The organism is Pseudomonas sp. ICMP 8385 (assembly GCF_002699915.1).
GTDB lineage: Bacteria > Pseudomonadota > Gammaproteobacteria > Pseudomonadales > Pseudomonadaceae > Aquipseudomonas > Aquipseudomonas gessardii.
Genome location: NZ_LKBY01000124.1, coordinates 19733 through 43906, shown reverse-complemented (window position 1 = coordinate 43906; position 24174 = coordinate 19733). Strand labels below are relative to the sequence as shown.

17 protein-coding genes and 1 pseudogene are annotated in these 24174 nt (G+C 60.8%); 3 read left to right on the top strand and 15 right to left on the bottom strand.

The features are described 5' to 3' along the window. Window positions 1-75 precede the first annotated feature (75 nt). Window positions 76-1910 (bottom strand): annotated as a pseudogene (gene msbA / locus AO268_RS24365) (lipid A export permease/ATP-binding protein MsbA). Between the two features lie 124 nt (window positions 1911-2034). On the opposite strand from msbA, the gene AO268_RS24360 reads away from it, so the two are divergent. Then, window positions 2035-2691, top strand: coding sequence for a phosphotransferase (locus tag AO268_RS24360; protein ID WP_099170107.1), 657 nt, complete (start codon window positions 2035-2037; stop codon window positions 2689-2691). 2 nt (window positions 2692-2693) lie between these two features. Here AO268_RS24360 and AO268_RS24355 read toward each other — a convergent pair whose 3' ends face one another. The 14 genes from AO268_RS24355 to glnE form a co-directional block, all read right to left on the bottom strand. Beyond that, window positions 2694-4133, bottom strand: coding sequence for a hypothetical protein (locus AO268_RS24355; RefSeq protein WP_090412814.1), 1440 nt, complete (start codon window positions 4131-4133; stop codon window positions 2694-2696). A gap of 193 nt (window positions 4134-4326) precedes the next feature. Beyond that, on the bottom strand, window positions 4327-5232 hold the full coding sequence (locus tag AO268_RS24350) for a glycosyltransferase family 2 protein (RefSeq protein ID WP_099170106.1): 906 nt from the start codon (window positions 5230-5232) through the stop codon (window positions 4327-4329). Beyond that, a complete protein-coding gene (locus AO268_RS24345) occupies window positions 5225-6979 on the bottom strand; it encodes a carbamoyltransferase family protein (RefSeq protein ID WP_065942896.1) in 1755 nt (584 codons plus the stop codon). Before AO268_RS24345 ends, AO268_RS24350 begins: the two co-directional genes overlap by 8 nt. A 151-nt stretch (window positions 6980-7130) precedes the next feature. Beyond that, window positions 7131-7472 carry a YceK/YidQ family lipoprotein gene (locus AO268_RS24340; RefSeq protein ID WP_076961616.1) on the bottom strand — a complete coding sequence of 114 codons (342 nt, stop codon included), beginning with the start codon at window positions 7470-7472 and terminating at the stop codon, window positions 7131-7133. Between the two features lie 430 nt (window positions 7473-7902). Continuing rightward, window positions 7903-8232, bottom strand: a complete 330-nt coding sequence (locus AO268_RS32465; RefSeq protein ID WP_130898199.1) for a hypothetical protein — start codon at window positions 8230-8232, stop codon at window positions 7903-7905. Between the two features lie 222 nt (window positions 8233-8454). Further along, the gene (locus tag AO268_RS24330) at window positions 8455-8697 is read right to left on the bottom strand and encodes a hypothetical protein (protein ID WP_130898198.1); all 243 of its coding nucleotides are present in this window, start codon (window positions 8695-8697) and stop codon (window positions 8455-8457) included. A 340-nt stretch (window positions 8698-9037) separates the two neighbouring features. Then, complete coding sequence (locus AO268_RS24325) at window positions 9038-10489, bottom strand: lipopolysaccharide kinase InaA family protein (protein ID WP_099170105.1); 1452 nt, start codon at window positions 10487-10489, stop codon at window positions 9038-9040. Further along, window positions 10489-11241: a lipopolysaccharide kinase InaA family protein gene (locus tag AO268_RS24320; RefSeq protein WP_099170104.1), complete on the bottom strand. Its 753-nt coding sequence runs from the start codon at window positions 11239-11241 to the stop codon at window positions 10489-10491. Before AO268_RS24320 ends, AO268_RS24325 begins: the two co-directional genes overlap by 1 nt. After that, window positions 11238-11972: a lipopolysaccharide kinase InaA family protein gene (locus tag AO268_RS24315; RefSeq protein WP_076961775.1), complete on the bottom strand. Its 735-nt coding sequence runs from the start codon at window positions 11970-11972 to the stop codon at window positions 11238-11240. Before AO268_RS24315 ends, AO268_RS24320 begins: the two co-directional genes overlap by 4 nt. Beyond that, the gene (gene rfaP, locus AO268_RS24310; RefSeq protein WP_076961774.1) at window positions 11972-12778 is read right to left on the bottom strand and encodes a lipopolysaccharide core heptose(I) kinase RfaP; all 807 of its coding nucleotides are present in this window, start codon (window positions 12776-12778) and stop codon (window positions 11972-11974) included. The genes AO268_RS24315 and rfaP overlap by 1 nt, the downstream gene beginning before the upstream one ends. Beyond that, window positions 12778-13899 (bottom strand): glycosyltransferase family 4 protein, encoded by a 1122-nt coding sequence (locus AO268_RS24305; RefSeq protein WP_076961773.1) that lies wholly within the window; start codon window positions 13897-13899, stop codon window positions 12778-12780. The genes rfaP and AO268_RS24305 overlap by 1 nt, the downstream gene beginning before the upstream one ends. Beyond that, window positions 13899-14960, bottom strand: coding sequence for a lipopolysaccharide heptosyltransferase I (gene waaC / locus AO268_RS24300; protein WP_099170103.1), 1062 nt, complete (start codon window positions 14958-14960; stop codon window positions 13899-13901). Before waaC ends, AO268_RS24305 begins: the two co-directional genes overlap by 1 nt. A 1-nt stretch (window position 14961) precedes the next feature. Further along, on the bottom strand, window positions 14962-15996 hold the full coding sequence (waaF, locus tag AO268_RS24295) for a lipopolysaccharide heptosyltransferase II (RefSeq protein WP_076961771.1): 1035 nt from the start codon (window positions 15994-15996) through the stop codon (window positions 14962-14964). A 364-nt stretch (window positions 15997-16360) separates the two neighbouring features. Continuing rightward, window positions 16361-19300, bottom strand: coding sequence for a bifunctional [glutamate--ammonia ligase]-adenylyl-L-tyrosine phosphorylase/[glutamate--ammonia-ligase] adenylyltransferase (glnE, locus tag AO268_RS24290; RefSeq protein ID WP_076961770.1), 2940 nt, complete (start codon window positions 19298-19300; stop codon window positions 16361-16363). 383 nt (window positions 19301-19683) lie between these two features. Here glnE and aceE point away from each other — a divergent pair, with 383 nt between their 5' ends. Beyond that, window positions 19684-22329 (top strand): pyruvate dehydrogenase (acetyl-transferring), homodimeric type, encoded by a 2646-nt coding sequence (aceE, locus tag AO268_RS24285; RefSeq protein ID WP_099170102.1) that lies wholly within the window; start codon window positions 19684-19686, stop codon window positions 22327-22329. 11 nt (window positions 22330-22340) lie between these two features. Then, entirely contained in the window at window positions 22341-23987 is a 1647-nt protein-coding gene (aceF, locus tag AO268_RS24280; RefSeq protein ID WP_099170101.1) for a dihydrolipoyllysine-residue acetyltransferase, read from the top strand. The last annotated feature ends 187 nt before the right edge of the window (window positions 23988-24174 follow it).

Here is a 24174-nt window from a genome sequence, read left to right as displayed (position 1 = left end):
CGCGATATTAGCACAGGGAAAAGCATCGACCGCTTCAATCCTGGCGGTCGATCCCGGCCCAGCGGCCATGGCGCCTCAATAGGCATCCGTCACGTGGGTGGGCGCCACCGGGTCGCCCTCTTCAAACTCCTTGGCGTGCAGCCGCGCGTAGTAGCCATTCTTCGCCAGCAGCTCGACATGGGTACCGCGCTCGACAATCTGGCCGTCGTCCATCACCAGGATCAGGTCGGCTTTCTCGATGGTGCTCAGGCGGTGGGCAATCACCAGGGTCGTGCGGTTTTTCACCACATGGTCCAGGGCCGCCTGGATATGGCGCTCGGACTCGGTATCCAGGGCCGAGGTGGCCTCGTCGAGAATCAGCAGCGGCGCATCCTTGAGCAGGGCCCGGGCAATCGCGATGCGCTGGCGCTGGCCGCCGGACAGCAGCACGCCGTTCTCGCCCACCAGGGTTTCATAGCCCTGGGGCATCTTCACGATGAACTCATCGGCATAGGCTTCGCGAGCAGCATGGAGCACCGCATCGGTGGGCGCGCCGGCCAAGTCGCCATAGGCGATGTTGTTGGTCACGGTGTCGTTGAACAAGGTGACCTGCTGGGTCACCAGGGCAATTTGCCGGCGCAGGTTGCGCAGGGTGAAATCCTGCACGCGTACGCCATCGAGCAGAATCTGCCCTTGTTCGTGCTGATAGAAGCGTGGGATCAAGCCCGCCAGGGTGGATTTGCCGCTGCCCGAACGCCCCACCAGCGCAACCATTTGCCCAGGTTCGACGATAAAGCTGATGTCGTTGAGCACCTTCTTGTCGCTATCGGGGTATTGGAAGCTGAGGTTGCGCACTTCGATGCGCCCGGCCAGGCGCTCATGCTCAATCACACCCTGGTCAACTTCTACCGGCTCATCCAACTGCTCGAAAATACTCTCGNAAAACTCCTCTCGCCCCCCGCCACACCCTTCTGGATGGTGGAGCTGACTTCGGACAGCTGGCGGATCGGCTTGGGCAGCAGGCCGGCCATGGTGATGTAGGCCACCAGGTCGCCGGGCGAGGCATCGCCACGCAAATACAGGACCAGGAACATGACCACGGCCATCGCACTGTAGGTCACCAGTTGCAGCATCGGCGTGTACACCGCGCCGGTCTTGGTCATTGCCAGTTGTTTCTCGGTATTGCTCAGGCTCGCCTGCTCGAAACGCACCTTTTCATAGTGCTCGCCGCCAAAGCTGCGGACTACACGGTAGCCGTGGATCGTCTCGGAGGCCACATGGGTCACATCGCCCATGGACACCTGGATTTTCTTGCTTTGCTTGCGGAATTTACGGCTGGTGCTGTTCACCATCATGCCGATCACCGGCAGGATCGCCAGCATCACCAGGGTCAGTTTCCAGTTCATCCACACCAGGGTGCAGAACAGGAAAATCACGGTCATGCCTTCGCGGATAACCACCTTGATCGCATCGGTGGCCGCGCCGGTGACCATGGTGACGTTGAAGGTAATGCGTGAAATCAGGTGGCCGGAGTTGTTCTTGTCAAAGAAGCGGTTGGGCAGCTCCAACAACTTGTTGAACAGCACCACGCGCAGGTCATGGACCAGCCCCAGGGAAACCCGGGCCAGGAAGAAGTTACCGAGGAACGAACCCACGCCCTGCCAGGCCGCGATCAGCACGATCATCAGTGGCACGGTTTCCAGCAACTGCAACTTGCCCAGATAGGGGTTGCCGGGGAACAGGCTGGCCTCGGGGTTCGCCAGGCCATCGACGAAATATTTGAGAATGTAAGCGAGCATCGGCTGGGTCGATGCGAAGATCAGGAACCCGACGATACTCAGGATGAACAGACCCACATAAGGCCGTACGTAAGTCAGCAGGCGAAAGTAAATCGCCAGCGTCGACTGGGTTTTCGGTTCAGGACTGCTCATGGGAATCCGCGCAAATCAGTAAGGCGCGGATCATATCACAGGCCTCTTCCCCCCAAAAAACATGAGCAGGGGCCAGCCTTGCATCAAGTCGGTTAAGATAACCGGCTATTGATGGGAGTCAGGCATGCAAGTAATCGATCACAACACCTATGAGGCATTGCGTGCTGGCGCGCAGGTGCTGGAAGCCGATGGTTCTGGCGACAAGGTGCTCCGGTTGACCGATGGTTGCATGCTCAAACTGTTCCGGCGCAAACGCCTGCTCAGCTCGGCGTTGTTCTACCCGTATGCCCAGCGTTTCGCCAACAACACCCGCGCCCTGCAGCAACGGGATATCCCCTGCCCGCGCATCATTGCGGTGTATCGCATCCCCAGCATTGCGCGGGATGCGGTGTATTACAGCCCGCTGGCCGGGGAAACCATCCGCCAGCTGAAACTCGCCAAGGCCGAGGCCGACGCCTTGCGTGTGCGCCTGGGCTGTTTTATTGCGCAACTGCATGAGAAGGGCGTGTACTTTCGCTCGCTGCACTTTGGCAACGTGGTGCTGACGCCGGAAAACACCCTGGGGCTGATCGATATTGCCGACCTGAGCTGCCAGAGCGCCCCGCTGAGCCAGAACAAGCGCCTGCGGAACTTCAGCCATCTGCGGCGCTATCCCGAGGATAGGCAATGGCTACTGGGCGATGATGCCGGGCAAGCCTTCTTCAATGGCTATCGCCAGGGCTTGCCGGCAGGCAGTCAACAGGCGCCGTTGATTGAGCGCCTGCGACACCTACTGGGCTGACTTCACTGGGTGATGACCAACACCGTGGCGCCTCGACGATTGGCGAAGCGCTCGACGATGCGCAGGTTGCGCTCGGCCAGCCAGCTGGTGAGCCAGGGCTCGTTACCGCGGGCTTCGATCAGGAAGTAGCGGAATTTATCGGCGTGGGCCGGTGACATGGCAGCCTCACGGGTCAATTGCTTGAGCCGATAACCACGCCCGGCGTAATAGCCGATCCTCCCGTCGTCGAAATACGCAGGGGCGTCCGGCTCGACGTTCGCCGCCATCCAGCGCCCCGCTTCGACGTACTGGACCTTACCCGGTCCGCTGGACACCACATTGGACAGCATCACCAACAGGCATACCGCCACCAGGGCCTTGCCCAGGCGCGGGAACTGTTGGGCAAACATCTGCAGCGCCAAGGCCAGCGCCGGCACAAACAGTAGGTTCAGGAAGCTCATGTAGCGCAAGTTCATGAACTGCTGCTGGATAAAGAACAGCAGCAATATCAACAGGTACAACAGCGCGGCCCAGGCAAAAGGCCGGTATTCATGCCAGTAGCGCTTGATTGCCTGCCAATTGCGTCCGCGCAGAAACGGCACGGCAAAAGGACCGCAAATATTCACAAAGCCGATGGCCATGGCCGCCAGGATGCCAAAAAAGATGATGCGTCCGGCTTCATCCTGGGAGTACTTGTTGATCAGCGAGTTGGCGAACTGCTCGCGCAGCAAATCAAATGACGCCAGCACACTGCTCGGGTTGATCAGGTCCAGATAGTAGGCAACGCGTGCCGATGAAAAACCACCCGTGGCCGAGACCAGCACCATCCCCACGACAACACCCAGCAGCGGCAGTGCGACAAACTGCAGCAGCGCCAGACGCCGCTCGCGCACCCACAGGCCAGGCATCTGCCACAGCCCCAATGCAGGCAACAGTAACAAGGCTTCCAACCGGAAGGCTGCCGCCGCGACAAGTGCCAGGTGGAGGGTTGCCGCCCGCAGCCAGCCCCCGCGTGCCTGCCAACGCATGGCCAGCCAAAGGGTCAGGATGCAGAAGAACCAGAAGCCAAACTCACGCAGGATTTCGCCACGAAACTGGTTGAACGCCGGCATCGCCAACACCACCAGGCAGGCCCAGGGCGCAAGCTGCACCGAGCGCTGGCGCACGCAGTCAACCAGCAGCGCGCAGGTCCCGGCAGCGAACAGCGCACACCACAAATAAGCACTCAGTTCTATGGGCAGGGCGGAAACCCAATGGGTGCCCGCCAGGAGCAGGGAGAACCAGGGCCAGTTGAATACGGCAAAGGCGGCTTGCGGGCCATCGACTTGAACGTCCTGGGCAATGGTCAGGTAGAAAGCAGCATCACGCCCGACAGTCGCTGCGCCCAACACCGCGATCAGGGACAGCAGCAGGCTCCCAAAAAATGCCACTCGAACAGGACGCTCGACGACAATACTCAACATCCGGGCCCACCACTTGCTGCCTATACCAACCACACCCCCCCCTTAAAACCTGGCGTCACATCATGTGCACAAGATTTGAAAACATATATTCCAGAAAAACCACTGCACCACGAAAACCCGGCGCCAAGTCATTGCAATCAACTCAGGCGCTGCATAGGTCATTCCCGGCGTAGCGTAGCAGGCTATAAAACGCTTACTTGAACATCAGCTGAAGCGCTTTGCGTGTGTACGACCAGCGCGTCAGGGCGCGCCAGTCTGTACGTATCGCCTGGCAGTAAAACTGCTTGGCAAGCGTGTATTCCCCAGCGCTGAAGCAATTGCGAAACAACGACAGGCAGCGCTGCGCGAGAAACGCACTGCGCAGGCCCTGCAACTCTGCAGGCATACGCACCGGCGAAAACACCTCGTCTACCAGGCTCACGCCAGCCGCGACACTGTGGTTGATGTCATGTCGCAAGCTGTCCGCATGCTTGTAGATCAGCGCCAGTGGCTGATCGATGACCGTGCAAGATACGCGCGCCAGGGCCTGGGCAAACACCGGGATATCCTCGGCGTTACGCATGCGCTCCGGGTAGTTGCCCACCGCGAAGATGTCACGGTGCATGGCGCAGGCGCCATTGGAGATCGCGATGGTCTTCTCCAGCAAATACCCGCGCACCCGCTGATAAGGTGTGGCGGGCAGCGGCTTGACGGCATGCAGGCGGCGCTTGCCATCCTCGAACACCGACCAGTGGCCACCGATGATCAGGCGGCTATCCGGGTGAGCAGCAATATGCTGCGCAACCAGGGCCAGGGCGCCTGGGGCCATTTCATCATCGGCGTCGAGGAACATCAGGTACTGGCCCGCAGACTCCTCAATCCCGCGATTGCGCACCGAGGCCAGGCCGCCATTGGGCTTGCGCAGAGCCTGGAAACGCCCGGGGTGCTTGGCCAGCAGAGCTTCCAGCACCTGCGGCGTCTCATCGGTAGAGCCGTCATCAATCACCAACAGCTGCGCATCGGCTTCGTCGAGTTGCGCCAACACCGATTCAACCGCGCGCCCCAAGGTGCGCGCATAGTTATAGGCGGGGATGACGACGCCAATCAGTACCTCAGTCAATGACTTGCCCTTCCACGCCGTCCTTGACTACCAGAATATCTTCCATGATCAGGTACTGCAGGTCGGAGCCGAAGAACATGTTCAGGGCATCGGTCGGCGAGCAGATCATCGCTTCACCACGGCGGTTGAGCGAGGTGTTCAAGGACACGCCGTTGCCGGTCAGCACTTCCAGCTCTTTCATCATGTCGTAGTAGCGCGGGTTGTACTCGCGCTTGAGCACCTGGGCGCGGGAGGTGCCATCTTCATGGACCACTTCCGGCACGCGGGTTTTCCATTCTTCGGCCACTTCAAAGGTGAAGGTCATGAACGGGGCCGGGTGATCGACCTTGATCATCTGCGGGGCCACGGTGTCGAGCATCGACGGGCAGAAAGGCCTCCAGCGCTCGCGGAACTTGATCTGGTGGTTGATCCGGTCAGCCACGCCCACGGCGCTCGGGCAACCGATGATCGAACGACCGCCCAAGGCACGCGGACCAAACTCCATGCGGCCCTGGAACCAGGCCACCGGGTTGCCGTCGACCATGATCTGGGCGATGCGCTTGGGCATATCGTCGATCTGGCGCCACTTTGGCTTGCTCGGGTGCTTGGCGCACGCGGCAATCACTTCTTCGTTGCTGTAGGACGGGCCGAGATAGACGTGCTCCATCTTCTCTACCGGTACACCACGGGCATGGGACACATAGGCCGCCGCACCCACGGCAGTGCCGGCATCGCCGGACGCCGGCTGTACGAACAGCTCCTTGACGTCGTCGCGGGCAATGATCTTCTGGTTCAACTTGACGTTCAGCGCGCAGCCGCCGGCAAAGGCCAGCTTACCGGTTTCCTTGAGGATATCGCCCAGGTAATGGTCGATCATCTGCAAGGCCAGCTTCTCGAACAGCGCCTGCATGCTGGCGGCATAGTGGATGTACGGCTCGTCGGCGATATCGCCTTCGCGCTTGGGACCCAGCCACTCAATCAGTTTTGGCGAGAAGTAGAAGCCCTTGCCCTTCTCTTTATAACGGCGCAGGCCAATGACGTTGGCGTAGTCGGTGTTGATCACCAGCTCACCGTTCTCAAAGGAAGCCAGGCGCGAGAAGTCGTACTTGCTGGCATCGCCATACGGCGCCATGCCCATGACCTTGAACTCGCCGTCGAGCATCTCGAAGCCGAGGAACTCGGTGATCGCGCCATACAGGCCGCCCAGGGAGTCTGGATCGTAGAACTCCTTGATCTTGTGGATCTTGCCGTTCTCGCCGTAGCCGAAGAAGGTCGTGGCGTACTCGCCTTTACCGTCGATCCCGAGGATCGCGGTCTTTTCCTGGAAGCCCGAGCAGTGATAGGCGCTGGAAGCGTGGGCCAGGTGGTGTTCAACCGGCTCGATCTTGATCTTCTTCGGATCGAAACCCAGTTGCTCCAGGCACCAGACAATCTTGTTGCGGTAGCGCTTGTAGCGCCGGTTGCCCATCAGGATCGCGTCCAGGGCGCGGTCCGGGGCGTACCAGTAACGCTTGGCATAGTGCCAGCGGGCCTCGCCGAACAAGCTGATCGGGGCAAACGGGATCGCCACCACATCAACATCAGAAGGCTTGATGCCAGCCTGCTCCAGGCAGAATTTTGCCGATTCGTAGGGCATGCGGTTCTTTGCATGTTTATCGCGTACGAAGCGCTCTTCTTCGGCGGCCGCGATCAGCTTGCCGTCGATATACAGGGCTGCGGAAGGATCATGGCTAAGGGCGCCGGACAGGCCAAGAATCGTCAATGCCACTGGGGTCTAGCCTCTTTTAGTCTGCATGCAGGCGCTGGCGCCTGAAAAAATGTGTGCCCCTCGCCTCGGCGAGAAAAGCTAAAGGGCGGGATTATAGCTTAAAAGCGGCAAAACGCCTCTAGCCGAAAATGGCCCGGAGAAACAAGAGGCATCATCGGAAAATCTCGATACTGCCGTCGCGGTTCTGCCGGTAGACGGTATAGGGCAGTACCAAAGTGTCGAGAACGCCCGACAGGGCAAAATCAATGGCGATCCAGGGCACCGAGGCGATTTGCTGGTCATCCAGGCTTTTCTTGCCGTTGGGTTCGCCATTGAGGGAGCAGAAGTCATACACCACACCACTGTAGATACGGGGCACGCTCTCGCAGTGGCTGCGCAGGTCCTTGAGTTTCTGGCTGGCCACCGCGTCCTCGCGAAACACGGTGTCGAGGGTACCGCAGGCCGTGGTCGAAAGGACAATAGCGGCAAGCAGCAAAATGTTTGTAGGATTCACGGGCAACCCTCTTTGGCATGAGGCCAACAGCCTAACGCAAGACTGCGTAAGACGAATATGCCGGCATTTTGCAGGAAGATTCTTCGCAAAAGCCTCGCAGAATCATTAAACTCGCGCCCTTTTTTTCCGCGCTTGTGCTGCACCTTATGAGCGTTGGTTGGCTCATGAACGTCGTTGCTCCCTGGCCTACACCCGTCTGCAAGCCACCTACGACAGTGAAATCCGCATCAACCATTACAAAACATAAAAACCCCAACCAACACACCGGCCACCCCATCAATGTAAGCCCCGGGCTAAACATAACCACGCACAGACATGACATACCGACCTATTTCGACAAGCGTTGCTGGGCCAATAGTTCATGCTCTGGCACCTCGTCGCTTTATACATTTGCCCCAGCCCCACAAGCCCCTCTTTAAGCAATCACCGATCAGCTTTTAATTGCCCCCCCATAAACCAGCTCATGATCTATGGATTCTCGATAGGAAGGACCAAAGTTCACATAACCACCATCACCCTTGCCATTAGAGGCCGTTGGCTGCCACTCCTGGCTCTCGGCGCTAAAAAACTCGGCACCCTCGCCAGCAGTTTTATCCAATGGGTTACGGTGATCCCCCTGGACCTTGTCTATTTTACCGTCTGATCCCTCCTTCTTTACTGGTTTGCTTTTATCAAATAAAACATTATTTATAAAAAGCGGAAGAAGAAATGTTATTGCACTCATTTTTACACCCCCAATATCAATAACTAGAACATTCAACCAAGGCTACCTACACAGGCATCCTCGTTGAATATCGATGCAACCTATCAACCTAAAAAGTAATGACTTAATCAAAATATCAAGTCGCACTAACCATCTGCCTTTGCAAGCCCACCAGCGGCAGGGCACGGTCGCCGTGACTCATGAATCAATAAATCTTCGGTAAACAAACACGACAACCCGCCTGAGAGTATGCGCAACATCCTGGCCTATCGAGAACTATCACTCTCCCCCATAAAGGATATCTGAGCGACCATCGCCCCCGGAATCACCGGCAACAACAAAGTGTCCACCTTCCCGAAGAACGTAGATCCCAGGTTCAAGAGGGGTTTCCTTATCATCCATCGGTTCTCCAGCCAGGCGATCACGATCATTGACCAGAGGCTTATCCACGTTCCTATCGCCTGCATCCTCAAAATATTTAACATTAGCAGCAAAAAAAGCAGCAGCATTAATAGAAGACATAATCAAACCCTCTTAACCAAGAATCAAAACCAAAACAACGCTGACAAATAAAAAACTACACAACAGCCCACTTACTTTCAACACAACAAAAATATCAAATCAGCAGCAAACATCACAGAATGTAAAGTCTCATAGGCTCACACATACAACTTCCAAGCCCGCCATCAGACAAATCCGACGCACAGCCTTTCCATAGTCCTTCTGGAATAGTCTCCATGACTTGATTTTGCAATCTCAAATATTTATCACGCCAGGTCAGCGTTAATCATCGCCACGATGAAACATAACGAATAAGTTGGACAGCCGGCGCCCCGCCCCATAGGCGCCGGTAAGCCGATGGCTACAGGTCAGTGTCGATGCGTTTGGGCAAGCGCTGGTCGATCACACGATACAAAGCGCTGTCAGCCGGCCAGTTGCGCATAAACCGCGCACGGTCCCTGGCAAACGCCGGCGCAAAGCTACTCAGCGAGCCATGCTGGCACATCGAATCCAGATCAATCAGCACCCAACGCCCCCCCTGCCAGAACAGGTTGCGTCCCTTGAAGTCGCCATGGCTGATGCGTTCGCGAATCAGGTCGCCAAACAAGCGCTCCAGGGCCAGCAGCTCAGGCTCGGGCACCTCGCCGCCGTCCACGTAAGGAGCCAGGTGCTCGATCAGGTCGGGCCCGGACAGGTGCTCGGTGACCAGATAAGCCCGGCTGCGCAGCCAGAAAAAGCGTCGCTCCAGAAGCGCCAGGGGCTTGGGCGTGGCAATGCCCAGGAACGCCAGGCGATTGCCTTCGCACCAGGCGTGCCAGGCACGGCTTGGCCGCCAGAAACGCCTGAGCCAGTGGGCAAAGCCCTTGATGTTGTAGCGCTTGATCACCAGCGGTCGCCCCGCGACGTCCACCCTGGCCACCGTGGCCGAGGCGCCGGCCTTGTACATCTGGCCCTGGCCCATAAGCCCATCGACCTGCGCCAGGACCGGCAACAGGGTCGGTGCTTCTTCACGGCGGATCGCCCGCAGCCCAAAGGCCCCGCGCACCACGCTGAACAAGGTGCAGTCGCGGCCGACCTTGCCCAGGAAGTCTTTCAGGCGCCAGGCCCGCACTTTGCGCACCTGTTTTTGCAGGGCTTCCAGGGGCAAGGCGTGTTCGCCGTTGCTCAACAGGTAATGCACCAGCAATTCTTCGGTAAACGGTTCGAGATTGCTCGGCAACTGGGCAAAAAACACCCCGAGGTTTTCCAGCACCCGGTTGCGTGACAGGGGTTTGCCCGCCTGTTCGACGCAGATCCCGCCACCGTCGATCAAATACAGCGTATCGCCCTGACGCATCAGGTTGTCCAGGTGCAGGTCTTCCTGCCACAGACCCTTGGCGTGCATCTGTGCAATCGCACCCAGCGCTTCGGCCAACACTGCCTGCTGCTCATCCGCCAGGGGCGGCATTGCTTCAACAGCCGCCCAGGCCTCGGCCAGGCTTTGTGCGCCTTCGAGAAACTCGAACAGCAACCAGCCGCCCTCACCGTCTTGCAAACCGTCAGCCAGCAACAGCGGCGTGGTCAGGCCTTGTTCGGCCAGCAGGCGCACGCCCTGCAGTTCACGCTGGAAATGCCGGGCGGCGCTGCTACCCACCAGCAACTTGGCCAACACCGGCCGGCCGCGCCAAACCGCCGCGCCCACATAACGCTGGCCCGGCAACACTCGCAACAGGCTCAGCAGTTGCAATTGGCCGGGCCCCGCCGCATCCGCCAACTCGATACTCAAGGGCAGCGTAGGCGTGCGCCCGGCATTTTTGAGTTCAGACAAGCGCATCAGCGGGCCTCCTTGTGACTGCGCCGCCCAGCCAAGTACTGTGCCCACGTATCCACCAGCGAGCTGTCCACCGGCTGGTCGAGGTAGGCCGCCAGAAATTGCCGCACCTGTTCGGCGGTCCATGCGCCAGTACGGCGCAGCAGTGGTTCCAGGTCCTTGACCCGGTCACGCCGGCCCAACAACAGTGGCCGGGTTTTTTCCAGGTCGATCAACTGCGCGGCGTAACCGTCGCCAGTGGCCTGCAGGAAGATATGCTTGGGGTAAAAACAGCCATGCACCTGGCCGACACCATGGAGCGTGCGCGCCAATTGGCCACAGGCCACGAGGATCGCGTGGTGCTGGGCGTCGCTCAGGGCTGGCCACTGCTCCAGCAGTGAATCCAGGTCATTCCAGCCATCGAGCGCGCGGGTCAGCAGCAAGGCGCGGTATTCGCCGGCGACTTTGCGCTCGCCATAAAAGGCCGCCTGCAAGGCCGGGATCGCCTTCTGCCGATAGCGGCTGATATTGCGAAACTCGCGGGCAAAGGTCGGCTCGCCAAAGGGCCGATGCAGGGTACGCGTCAGGTAGTTGCTCTGGCGCTTGAGGTAAAAGCCACGGCCCTCCAGCTCCAGGCGGAACACGCTACTCCAACCGCCGCGGCTGGTATTGGGTTCGTCCACTGCATCCAGTTGCCTGGCCCACAGGGCGTCGAAGTCAGCCAGGCCATTGCGCTCCAGCAAGGCCCGGTCTTCAGCTGCCAGGAAGTCATTCATTCGCGTCCCTCGAAAAACTTCAGCACATGGCGAATCCGCTGTTTGTCCGATTCGCTCAGGTGCTTGCGCCGACAATATTGCATGTAGAAACGTAGGCGCTGGGTGGCCGACAGGTGGTATTTGGCGACCTTGTCCAGGCACGCCAAGTCCTTGGTGATCCGGTACTTGAGCCAGAACCCGCGCCAGAAGTCGCCATTGGGGCAGTCGATCAGGTACAGGGTCTGCTGGTCGTCGATCAACAGGTTGCGCCACTTCAAATCGTTGTGGGTAAACCGGTGGTCGTGCAGGGTCCGGGTGTATTCGGCGAGCTGGCGGCTGACCTTGTCGACCCACACCGGGTCGGACAGTCGCGGGTCCTTGCGCTCAGCCAGGGCCGCCAGGTCTTCGGTGCGCGGCAGCTCGCGGGTGATCATCGCCCCACGGTCATAGGCCAGGCCCTTGCGCTCCAGGCCCCAGGCCACGACGTCGGCCGTGGGGATGCCCCACTTGGCGAAACGCTTGAGGTTCTGCCACTCGGACTTGACCCGTGGCTTGCCCAGGTAACGGCGCAAGCCTTTGCCGGCGCCGGTGTAGCGCTTGACGTAATAGTTGACCCCGCCACGCTGCACGCGAATGACTTCGGACAGCGGATCACGGGTCAGCCGCTCGCCTTGCAGGGCAAACACCGCGTCGAGGCTACCAAAGTCGTGCACAAGCTCCGAGTAAGCAGGTTCCAGGTTCCAACCCGCCATCAGAGCGCGCCTCCGTAGCGGACTTTACGGTCATAGAGCTTGCTGGCCTTACGCTCCAGCCACTGCAGCAACGCGCCTTCCTCGGCCAGGATCTGGCGCAGGGGCTGCTGGAAGTAGCCTTTGAGGAAGCGCAGCTTGTCGCGGCGGGTCAGGCCGATATCCAGGATCGAGAAATACAGGGCTGCCAGGTCCTTGTTGCGCCAGCGCTGGCTGATGCGCGGCCGCACCTGGGCGCGATGCAGGTCGATCACCGACAGCTTGAAGTCATCGGCCGTCACCGGCTTGTCGGTGTGCAGCAGGAAGTGGCAGATGTAGCAGTCGCGATGGTTGACGCCTGCGCGATGCATCATCCCGGTCATGCGCGCCACTTCGGCAATCAGTGCACGCTTGAGACGCGGCTCGGGCGGCTGCCGGAGCCAATCCATGCTCAAGTCTTCCAGGCTGACGGTCGGCGCCAGCTCCTCGGTGACAATAAAGGAATGCTGGTCGGCCGGGTTGGCGCCGCGCTCGCCGTAGGCCACGGCGGTCATGGTCGGTACGCCCACTTCGTGCAGGCGCTGGATCGCCTGCCACTCCTGCCCAGCGCCCAGCACCGGCAGTTTGGCGGTGAACAGGTTCTTGAAGATTTCACCCCAGCCGATGCCACGGTGGATTTTCACAAAGTAGCCGCGCCCCTCCACCTCGGTGCGCAAGGTGCGACGGGCTTCCAGTTCACGGTAAACCTCACCCTCCAACAGCTCGACTTCAGTGAACGCATCGCGTCCGGCCCAAAGGCTCTTGAACGGTTCGGCAAGAATCAACTTCATCAGTGTTGCTCCGCCAGAATTACATCCGCAGCGTGCTGCGGCATGCTATAGAGGTCGGCCGTCTCGGCGAAGGCCAGACCATTGCGGCTCCAGGCCGCACGTTGCTGCTGATCACTGAGCATCCCAGCCAGGTACTGATTGAGCTGGGCCTGCTCGAAAGGTTCGTCCAGTACGCGCCCGCAATCGGCCTCACTGATGTAATGGGCATACCCACACACCGCCGTGACCAATACCGGCAACCCGGCCACCAGGGCTTCGAGCAGCACAGTCCCGGTATTTTCGTTGTACGCCGGGTGAATCAACAGGTCGGCGCCCAGCAAAAAACGCGGGATATCGCTGCGCCCCTTGAGGAACTGCACATTGTCGCCCAGGCCAAGGGTAGCACTCTGTAATTGGAATACTTTGGGGTCGTCCTGGCCGATTACAAACAGGCGAGTGCGTTTTTTCAGCTCCGCTGGCAGGGCGGCCAGCGCCTTGAGGCTGCGGTCCACGCCCTTGGTCTTGAAGCCCGAACCGATCTGCACCAGCAGCAGATCGTCCTCGGCAAGGTTGAATTCGGCACGGAAGCCCGCGCGGATCTCGGCCGCATTCGGCGGCGCCCGACGGTCCTGGGCGATGCCCGGCGGCAACAGGTGGAAGCGCGCCAGCGGCGTGTCGTAATGCTTGATAAACAGCGGCTGCTGGACCTCGGAGATCATCAGCACTTGGGTCTTGGCGTCCCTGGCAAACACTGCGCGTTCGTACTCGGAAAAATGCCGGTAGCGGCCAAAGCTGCGGTACAGCGAGTGCCGCAGGTTCTGCGCCTTGTCCTCAAAACAGCCGTCTGCCGCGTAGTACACATCCAGGCCGGGCATTTTATTGAAGCCGATCAGGCGGTCCACCGGGCGCTGGGCCAGGTCGGCCTGCATCCAGGCCGTCAACTTCTCGTTGCGCCGATGGTTGAAGAACGCCTTGACCGGCGCCACCAGCACTTCAAACCCGGGCGGTACGTCGCCTTCCCAGATCAGGGTGTAGACACGGATCTGGTGGCCGCGCTGCTGGCACTCCAGGGCGATGCGCATAAAGTCGCGCTGCAAGCCACCAAAGGGGAAATATTTGTACAGTACAAATGCCAGTTGCATCAGTGCAGCTCCTCAGCCAATAACAACGTGCTCAGTCGGCTGGCCACACGCTCAGGGTTCAGGCGAGTAAAGCACAGTGGCCACTCGCGCTTGAGATCAAACCGGCGCTGGTCTTCAGCGGTCGGTTGGTAGGTGCATTTCTTTTGCAGGCAGGGCGCGCAGGGGAAATCGCTGCCCAGATGGATCTGCGCCTTGCCGTAGGCACCGGTCAGGCCCGGGTTCGTCGGGCCGAACAGAGAGATCGTCGGCACATCCAGCGCGGCGGCCAGGTGCCCGAGGCCAGTATCCACCGCCACACAAGCCCTGGCGCCGGCCAATACCCGCGCCACACCCGCCAGGTTCAGCTTGGGCAGCACCTCGGCGTTGGCCAGGCCTTGGGCCAGGCGCTCGGCGCGGGCTTTTTCGGCGGCGTTGCCCCACGGCAGCTTCACGTCCACCCCCAGGCTGCCCATGCGTTCGGCCAGCTCGCGCCAGTAGGCTTCGGGCCAGTGCTTGGTGTCCCAGGTGGTGCCGTGCAGCAGCAGCACGAAGGGCTTCTTCGGCGGCAGGCCCAGCAGTTTTTCGGTGCTCAGGCCGTAATCCCCCAGGCCTTTGGGCAGGTCATAGCCCAGGGCCACGGCGAACAACTGGCGCAAGCGCTCAACCGCATGCTGGCCACGGGCAACCGCCAGGCGCCGGGAGTAGAAACGTGCGGCAATTGGCTCGCGGGCCGACTGCTTGTCGAAGCCGGCTACCGGCGCCCGCACATAGCGGGTCAGCCAGGCGCTTTTCAACAGGCCCTGGGCGTCGATCACCAGGTCGTATTTAGTCGCCTGGATCTGCTGCTTGAAGCGCCGCCATTCGCCGCTCTTGAAGGTCTGCCAGAGGTTCTTGCGCCAGCGGCGAATCGCCACGGGGATCACCTTGTCCACCGCCGGATGCCAGGTGGGGATTTCGGCGAAGCCTTCTTCCACCACCCAGTCAAAGCGGATCCCCGGGATCGCCCGGACCGCGTCGGTCAATGCCGGCAAGGCGTGGATCACATCGCCCAGGGATGAGGTCTTGATTACCAGTACCCGCAACTCAGTGAACCTCGACCACGTTGCCCTGCAAACGCTGCAAGGCCTCGGCTACCGAATCGGGCAGCAACTGGCGCAGGCAGTTGTAGTGGCCGAAACGGCAGGTGCGGTCAAAGCACGGGCTGCACTCCAGGCCCAGGCGCACCACTTCGACCTTGTCGGCCAATGGCGGGGTAAAGCCCGGCGAAGTGGAGCCGTACACTGCCACCAATGGGCGGTTCAGCGCGGCGGCCACGTGCATCAGGCCAGAATCGTTGGACACCACCGAATCGGCGCAGGACAGCAGGTCGATGGCCTCGGCCAGGGATGTATCGCCACTGAGGTTGACCGCTTCTTCACGCAGGCCGGGGATCAGGCGCTGGCGGATGTCTTCACCCACCGAGTGATCGTTTTTCGAGCCAAACAGCCAGACTTGCCAGCCTTCGCGGATTTTCAGCTCGGCGACCTTGGCGTAATGCTCCGACGGCCAGCGCTTGGACTCGCCAAACTCGGCGCCCGGGCACAGCGCCAGCACCGGCCGGTCGAGGCTCAGGCCGAACTTGGCCAGGGCCGCGTCGCGGGTGACCGGGTCAATTTGCAGGCTCGGTCGCGGATACGGCGTCGGCAACTCGGCACCGGGCGCGTAGGCCAAGGCCATGAAGCGCTCGATCATCAGCGGGTAGCGGGCCTTGTCGAGCTTGCGCACGTCGTTGAGCAGACCGTAACGGAACTCGCCGCGCCAGCCGGTACGCTTGGGGATGCCGGCGAAGAACGGCACCAGGGCCGACTTCAGCGAGTTGGGCAGCAGGATCGCCTGGTCGTACTGGCCGGCCAGGGACTTGCCGATGCGCCGTCGGGTCGCCAGCTCCAGCGCGCCGTGGCCGAGCGGGAAGCTCAAGGCCTGCCGGACTTCGGGCATGCGCTCCAGGATCGGCCGGCTCCACTCGGGGGCGAGCACGTCGATTTGGCAGTCGGGATGACGCTGTTTCAGGCACTGGAACAGTGTCTGCGCCATCACCATGTCACCGACCCAACTGGGCCCAACGATCAGAATATTCATGTAGTTTCCACAAACGATTCGGGGAGGCTCATGCCTCCCCGCCTCGATAATTACTGTAGGTCACGGTGTGTGTGGGAGCGGGCTTGCCCTAATGCCAGTCAGTTAAGCCTTTTTGTAGGAGCGAGCTTGCTCGCGAAGAACTTGAGAGCGCAGCGTTTACCTAGCAAACACGCGTTATCGTTGACGTCCTTCGCGAGCAAGCTCGCTCCTACAGAAAGCAGAATCCGCTTAACTGACTGGCATTAGGGCTTGCCCGCGATAGCATCACCGCGGGCTGTCAGCCAGACCGCAGCGCCTGCATCGCGGGCAAGCCCGCTCCCACATAAAGCCGGTCTCCACATTCAATTGGGGTCGCTGTAGTGTTTTAGCTTAACCCCAGTTCTTGCCAGATCCGTTTCACCTGGCGCCGTTCGTCAGCAAACTGATCCCCGGCAACCACGCCCGCCTCGTTCTGCAAGGCCTGGCGATGGGCCGCCGAGCGGTAGGCCTTATACACCTCACGCAACAGGTGGGCATCGGCGGCGGGCATCAGCCCGACCTGCTCCAGGCCTTCCAGGATGCGGATATTGTCGGTGTAGCGCAGCAACGATGGATGTTGTGCAGACCACGCCAAAGCGGCGTATTGCACCATAAATTCAATATCGACGATACCTCCGGCGTCCTGCTTGAGATCGAACACCGCCGTGGCCTCGAAGGCATTCGCCGCCGTACCGGCCGCCGTGGACTTGGTGCCCAGGTTGTCACGCATCTTGGCGCGCATCTCGCTGACCTCCTGGCGCAGCTTCGCCAGGTCCTGCGCGCGCCCCAGTACCTGTGCGCGCACGCCTTCAAACGCGCGGCCCACGTCCTGGCTGCCGACCAATACCCGCGCCCGCACCAGGGCCTGGTGCTCCCAGGTCCAGGCCTCGTTTTCCTGATAACGGGCAAAAGCCCCCAGGGAACTGACCAGCAGCCCGGATGCGCCAGAAGGTCGCAGGCGCATATCCACTTCGTACAATTGCCCGGAGTTGGTCTGGGTGGTCAGCAGGTGAATAATCCGCTGGCCCAGGCGGGTAAAGAACTGCGCACCATCGATCGGCTTGGCGCCATCGGTCTCGGCCTGGGGATCACCGTCGTGGATAAACACCAGGTCCAGGTCCGAGCCATGCCCCAGCTCGATGCCGCCGACCTTGCCATAACCGACGATGATAAAGCCGGGGTCGCACAAGGTGCCGTCCAACCGTTGCGGCGTACCGTGGCGCGCTACAGTCTGGCGCCAGGCCAGGGCCAACACCTGTTCCAGAATGGCCTCGGCGAGCCAGGTCAGATAGTCGCTGACCTTCATCAACGGCAAGCTGCCGGCGATTTCCGAGGCAGCGACCCGCAGGCGGTGCGCCAGCTTGAAGTGGCGCAGGGCTTCCATCTGCTGCTCAAGGTCATCCTCGGGGATACGCGTGAGGCGCTCGCGCAGTTCGGCGGCCAGCTCCGGCGCCAAGGGCGGTTTGAACAGGCGGCCTTCGTTGAGCAATTCGTCCAGCAGCAGCGGGAAGCGGGTGATCTGCTCGGCAATCCACGGGCTGGCAGCGCACAGGGTCAACAGCCGACGCAGGGCGTCAGGGTTTTCCGTCAACAGCACCAAATAAGCGGAACGCCGCGCCACCGCTTCGACCAGCGGTAGTACGCGCTCCAGCACCAGGTCCGGGTTGGCGTGCTCGACGGCCTGGGCCAGCAGGCGCGGGATAAACGCATCCAGCCGCTCACGCCCCAGGCGTTGCATCGCCCGCAGTTGCGGGCTGCCGCGCAGGCTGGCCAGGGCTTTCAGGGCCTTGGGCGCGTCGGCAAAGCCGCCTTCGGCCAATTGGCGACAGGCGGCCTCCTCATTTTGGGATTCTTCCCACAAGGGCAGCCACTCACCGCCGACCACCAATTCGCTTTCTCCCCCCTCCTCTTCATCTGGATCGGCAATCACCTGGCGGAAATGCCAGTCCACCCGGCCGCGCCAGTACATCAATTGCTCATGGAACGCGCTCCAGTTGGCAAAACCCATCATGAACGCGATGCGCGCCTGGTCTTCATCACTGTTGGGCAGCATCTGGGTCTGACGGTCGGCGATGGCCTGGATCGCATGCTCGGTGTAGCGCAGGAACTCATAGCCGCTGCGCAACTCGGCAATCACCGCCGGCGGCAGGTAGCCCTGGCCTTCCAGGGTGCCCAGCACCTTCAGCAAAGGCCGCTGTTGCAGGCTCAAGTCGCGGCCGCCGTGAATCAGTTGGAACGCCTGGGCGATAAACTCCACCTCGCGGATGCCGCCCGCGCCCAGCTTGATATTGTCGGCCATGCCCTTGCGCCGCACTTCCTGCTGGATCAACTGCTTCATGGTGCGCAGCGCTTCGATGGCAGAAAAGTCCAGGTAGCGCCGATAGACGAACGGGCGCAGCAGATCGAGCAGTTGCGCACCGGCCACCTGGTCGCCGGCCACCACCCGCGCCTTGATCATCGCGTAGCGCTCCCAGTCGCGCCCCTGGTCCTGGTAGTACTGCTCCAAGGCATTGAAGCTCAACACCAGCGCCCCGGCCGAACCGTAGGGCCGCAAGCGCATGTCGACGCGGAACACAAAGCCATCGACGGTCATCGGGTCCAGGGCCTTGATCAGCTTCTGGCCCAGGCGGATAAAGAACTCCTGGTTGTCCAGGGCACGCTTGGCCCCCACGGTCTCGCCGCCTTCGGGGTAGGCGAAGATCAGGTCGATGTCCGACGACAGGTTCAACTCCACCGCGCCCAGCTTGCCCATGCCGAGGATGACCATCTGCTGCGGCTCGCCGCTGCGCCCGCCGGTGGGGGTGCCAAATTGCGCGCAGTGGCGCTGGTACAGCCACTGGTAAGCCTGGTCGATGCTGGCGTCGGCCATGTCCGACAGGTCGCGGCAGGTCTGTACCAGGTCCGCCTGTCGGGTCAGGTCGCGCCAGATAATCCGCACCTGCTGGCGGGTGCGCTGGCGACGCAGCATGCGCCCCAGCTCATCTTCTGTTTCAGCCTGTTGCACGGCTGCGGCAATCTGCCCACACAGCTCATCGGGTGCAAAGCCGCGATCCAGCTCGCCCCAGGCCACCAGTTCAAGCAACATCAAAGGGTCACGAACACTCTGTTCAATCACAAAATCACTGGCGGCGCACACCCGGGCGAAGTCGGCCCAACGTTGCGGCGTCCACGCGGACAGGCCATGATCGTCATCCAGCCTGGCCACGGCGTCACGAAATGACTGCTCGGCCCGGCTCGCAAATGGCAACAGAACAGCAGGGAGTTCAACCAGCACGGGAAGGCTCATGGTCTATCCTTGATCGGCGCGTAAATGGCTTGTGGCTGTGAACGCAAGAACCACGCTCGATGAAGGACTGTCGAACAAAGGTTAGAAATAGCTGAAAAAATATTAATTTTGGCAGGCAACATTAAACTTCTACCTTTTCTTGTTCACAAAAGATCAACAATAACGATTATGCTCATCAGCCAGACCGAGCAACCCCCTCGGTCTTGTGTAGTTTTACTACTCGTATATACATCCGAAAGGCTGAAATGGCCGACGATTTGTAGTAAAACTACAGGACGCCGAAGCAACCTTCGGCCACCCAAGAATTTATGTCGTCTGCCCACAAGGCCAGTCGCAAACTTCAGGCAACCGATTCTGGTAGCCTTTCCGCCCTGGAGCAAGCCATGCAAGACCTCGATCCCGTCGAAACCCAGGAATGGCTGGACGCCCTGGAATCGGTTCTCGACAAAGAAGGCGAAGACCGTGCGCATTACCTGATGACCCGTATGGGCGAACTCGCGACCCGCAGCGGCTCGCAACTGCCTTACGCCATCACCACGCCGTACCGCAACACCATCCCTGTTACCCACGAAGCACGCATGCCTGGCGACCTGTTCATGGAACGCCGCATTCGCTCGCTGGTACGCTGGAACGCCATGGCGATGGTTATGCGCACGAACTTGAAAGATTCTGACCTGGGCGGTCACATCTCCAGCTTCGCTTCCAGCGCAACCCTGTATGACATCGGCTTCAACTACTTCTTCCAGGCCCCGACCGACGAACACGGCGGCGACCTGATCTACTTCCAGGGCCACACCTCGCCAGGCGTCTACGCCCGTGCGTTCATGGAAGGTCGCATCAGCGAAGAGCAGATGAACAACTTCCGCCAGGAAGTCGACGGGGGCGGCCTGTCGTCCTACCCGCACCCTTGGCTGATGCCTGACTTCTGGCAGTTCCCGACCGTCTCCATGGGCCTGGGCCCGATCCAGGCGATCTACCAGGCCCGCTTCATGAAGTACCTGGAAGCCCGTGGTTTCATCCCCGAAGGCAAGCAGAAGGTCTGGTGCTTCCTGGGCGACGGCGAGTGCGACGAGCCGGAATCCCTGGGCGCCATCTCCCTGGCCGGCCGCGAGAAGCTCGACAACCTGATCTTTGTCATCAACTGCAACCTGCAGCGCCTCGACGGCCCGGTTCGCGGCAACGGCAAGATCATCCAGGAACTCGAAGGCGTGTTCCGCGGTGCCCAGTGGAACGTGACCAAAGTCATCTGGGGCCGTTTCTGGGACCCACTGCTGGCCAAGGACGTCGACGGTATCCTGCAACGTCGCATGGACGAAGTCATCGACGGCGAGTACCAGAACTACAAGGCCAAAGACGGCGCGTTCGTGCGTGAACACTTCTTCAACACGCCTGAACTCAAGGCGATGGTTGCCGATCTGTCCGACGACGAGATCTGGAAACTCAACCGTGGCGGCCACGACCCGTACAAGGTCTACGCGGCGTACCACGAAGCGGTCAACCACAAAGAACAACCGACCGTCATCCTGGCCAAGACCATCAAGGGTTATGGCACCGGTGCCGGCGAAGCGAAGAACACTGCGCACAACACCAAGAAAGTCGACGTCGACAGCCTGAAGTTGTTCCGCGACCGCTTCGACATCCCGGTCAAGGACGAAGAGCTGGAAAACCTGCCGTTCTTCAAGCCGGAGCCAAACAGCGCCGAAGCCCGCTACCTCAGCGAGCGTCGCACTGCACTGGGCGGTTTCGTACCACAGCGCCGCGCACAGAGCTTCAGCGTACCGACGCCGGACCTCAGCACCCTCAAGGCCATCCTTGACGGTTCGGGCGACCGTGAAATCTCCACCACCATGGCTTTCGTGCGGATCCTCGCGCAGTTGGTCAAGGACAAGGAAATCGGCCCGCGCATCGTCCCGATCATCCCGGACGAAGCCCGTACCTTCGGTATGGAAGGCATGTTCCGCCAGTTGGGCATCTACTCCTCCGTCGGCCAGCTCTACGAGCCAGTCGATAAAGACCAGGTGATGTTCTACAAGGAAGACAAGAAGGGCCAGATCCTCGAAGAAGGCATCAACGAAGCGGGCGCCATGAGCTCCTTCATCGCTGCCGGTACTTCGTACTCCAGCCACAACCAGCCGATGCTGCCGTTCTACATCTTCTACTCGATGTTCGGCTTCCAGCGCATTGGCGACCTGGCCTGGGCAGCAGGCGACAGCCGTACCCGTGGCTTCCTGATCGGCGGTACTGCCGGGCGGACCACGCTGAACGGCGAAGGCCTGCAACACGAAGACGGTCACAGCCACATCCTGGCTGCCACCATCCCGAACTGCCGCACCTTTGATCCAACCTACGGCTACGAGCTGGCGGTGATCATCCAGGACGGCATGAAGAAGATGACCGAAGAGCAGCAGGACGTTTTCTACTACATCACCGTGATGAACGAGTCCTACCAGCAACCTGCCATGCCGGCCGGTGTCGAGGAAGGCATCATCAAGGGCATGTACCTGCTCGAAGAAGACACCAAGGAAGCGGCACACCACGTCCAGCTGATGGGCTCCGGCACCATCCTGCGCGAAGTGCGTGAAGCGGCGAAGATCCTGCGTGAAGAGTTCAACGTCGGCGCAGACGTATGGAGCGTCACCAGCTTCAACGAACTGCGTCGCGACGGCCTGGCCGTGGAACGCAGCAACCGCCTGCACCCAGGCCAGAAGCCTGCGCGCAGCTACGTCGAAGAGTGCCTGGCTGGCCGCAAGGGGCCGGTGATCGCCTCTACCGACTACATGAAGCTATTTGCTGAACAAATTCGCCAGTGGGTCCCGTCCAAGGAATTCAAAGTCCTGGGCACCGACGGTTTCGGTCGCAGTGACAGCCGCAAGAAGCTGCGTCATTTCTTCGAGGTCGACCGTCACTTCGTGGTGTTGGCAGCCCTGGAAGCCTTGGCTGACCGTGGTGAGATCGAACCCAAGGTGGTGGCTGACGCTATCGTCAAGTTCGGGATCAACCCGGAAAAACGCAACCCACTGGACTGCTGAGGAGACTTTTTGTGAGCGAACTCATTCGCGTACCTGACATCGGCAGCGGTGAAGGTGAAGTAATCGAGCTGTTTGTGAAGGTCGGCGACAAAGTCGAAGCCGACCAGAGCATCCTGACCCTGGAGTCGGACAAGGCGAGCATGGAAATCCCTGCTCCCAAGGCCGGCGTGGTCAAGAGCCTGAAAGTGAAGCTGGGCGACCGCCTGAAAGAAGGCGACGAACTGCTGGAACTGGAGATCGAAGGTGCCGCCGATGCGGCCCCAGCAGCGGCGCCTGCTGCCGCTGCTGCACCGGCGCCGGCTGAAAAGCCAGCGGCGGCGGCCGAGGCCCCTGCGGCCCCGGCGGCTGCACCGGCGGCGGCGACTGTCCAGGACATTCATGTCCCGGACATCGGTTCGTCGGGCAAGGCCAAGATCATCGAGCTGCTGGTCAAGGTCGGCGACACCGTCGAAGCCGACCAGTCGCTGATCACCCTGGAGTCCGACAAGGCCTCCATGGAAATCCCATCGCCGGCTGCCGGCGTCGTGGAAAGCATCGCGGTCAAGCTCGAAGACGAAGTCGGCACTGGCGACTTCATCCTCAAGCTGAAAGTCGCGGGCGGCGCTGCCCCTGCTGCGGCTGCGGCGCCAGCCGCTGCTGCTCCTGCCGCCAAGGCTGAAGCGGCACCTGCTGCGGCCCCGGCTCCTGCGGCAAAAGCCGAGGCCGCCCCGGCCCCGGCTGCTGCCCCTGCGCCAAGTGGTGCCAAGGCCCATGCCGGCCCTGCCGTGCGTCAACTGGCCCGTGAATTCGGCGTCGAGCTGAGCGCTGTCAGCCCAACCGGCCCGCACGGTCGTGTGCTCAAGGAAGACGTGCAGGTCTACGTCAAATCCATGATGCAAAAAGCCAAGGAAGCTCCGGCTGCCGGCGCGGCTACCGGTGGCTCGGGCATTCCGCCGATCCGCACCGTAGACTTCAGCCGCTTCGGCGAAACCGAAGAAGTGCCGATGACCCGCCTGATGCAAATCGGCGCAGCCGGTCTGCACGCCAGCTGGTTGAACATTCCGCACGTGACTCAGTTCGACCAGGCCGACATCACCGACCTGGAAGCTTTCCGCGTTGCGCAGAAAGCCGCGGCCGAGAAGGCCGGCGTCAAGCTGACCGTACTGCCATTACTGCTCAAGGCCTGCGCGCACCTGCTCAAGGAACTGCCGGACTTCAACAGTTCGCTGGCACCAAGCGGCAAAGCGATCATCCGCAAGAAGTATGTGCACATCGGCTTTGCGGTCGACACCCCGGATGGCCTGCTGGTACCGGTCATCAAGAACGTCGACCAGAAGAGCCTATTGCAACTGGCTGGAGAAGCGGCTGCACTGGCGGCCAAAGCCCGCGACAAGAAGCTGACCCCGGACGACATGCAAGGCGCCTGCTTCACCATCTCCAGCCTCGGGCACATTGGCGGCACTGGCTTCACGCCAATCGTCAACGCGCCGGAAGTGGCGATCCTCGGTGTTTCCAAGGCCACCATCCAGCCTGTGTGGGACGGCAAGGCCTTCCAGCCGAAGCTGATGCTGCCGCTGTCGTTGTCCTACGATCACCGTGTGATCAATGGCGCGGCCGCCGCACGCTTCACCCAGCGCCTGAGCCAGTTGCTGAACGATATCCGCACCATCCTGCTGTAAGCCGCAGCGGCCTCCCCTTCACCGGGGAGGCCTGGCTGTACGATTTCCGAGCGCCACGCTCGTACCTCAACCCCGCCAATTGGCGGGGCTTTTTTTGCTTGTGGTTTGTAGAAGCCGGCGCCTATAGGGAATCGACAGACCATCTATCAGGCCGACTGTAGAAAACCGCCTCGCCGCCGATAACACA

Bases quoted from the DNA above. Each gene is read 5' to 3' on its own strand.
- rfaP (WP_076961774.1), bottom strand. From the start codon at position 12,778: ATGAAGTTGATTCTTGCCGAACCGTTCAAGAGCCTTTGGGCCGGACGC.
- AO268_RS24330 (WP_130898198.1), bottom strand. From the start codon at position 8,697: ATGTCTTCTATTAATGCTGCTGCTTTTTTTGCTGCTAATGTTAAATAT.
- AO268_RS24360 (WP_099170107.1), top strand. From the start codon at position 2,035: ATGCAAGTAATCGATCACAACACCTATGAGGCATTGCGTGCTGGCGCG.
- AO268_RS24315 (WP_076961775.1), bottom strand. From the start codon at position 11,972: ATGGCGGGTTGGAACCTGGAACCTGCTTACTCGGAGCTTGTGCACGAC.
- AO268_RS24305 (WP_076961773.1), bottom strand. From the start codon at position 13,899: ATGCAACTGGCATTTGTACTGTACAAATATTTCCCCTTTGGTGGCTTG.
- AO268_RS24325 (WP_099170105.1), bottom strand. From the start codon at position 10,489: ATGCGCTTGTCTGAACTCAAAAATGCCGGGCGCACGCCTACGCTGCCC.
- AO268_RS24320 (WP_099170104.1), bottom strand. From the start codon at position 11,241: ATGAATGACTTCCTGGCAGCTGAAGACCGGGCCTTGCTGGAGCGCAAT.
- aceE (WP_099170102.1), top strand. From the start codon at position 19,684: ATGCAAGACCTCGATCCCGTCGAAACCCAGGAATGGCTGGACGCCCTG.
- AO268_RS24355 (WP_090412814.1), bottom strand. From the start codon at position 4,133: ATGTTGAGTATTGTCGTCGAGCGTCCTGTTCGAGTGGCATTTTTTGGG.
- waaF (WP_076961771.1), bottom strand. From the start codon at position 15,996: ATGAATATTCTGATCGTTGGGCCCAGTTGGGTCGGTGACATGGTGATG.
- glnE (WP_076961770.1), bottom strand. From the start codon at position 19,300: ATGAGCCTTCCCGTGCTGGTTGAACTCCCTGCTGTTCTGTTGCCATTT.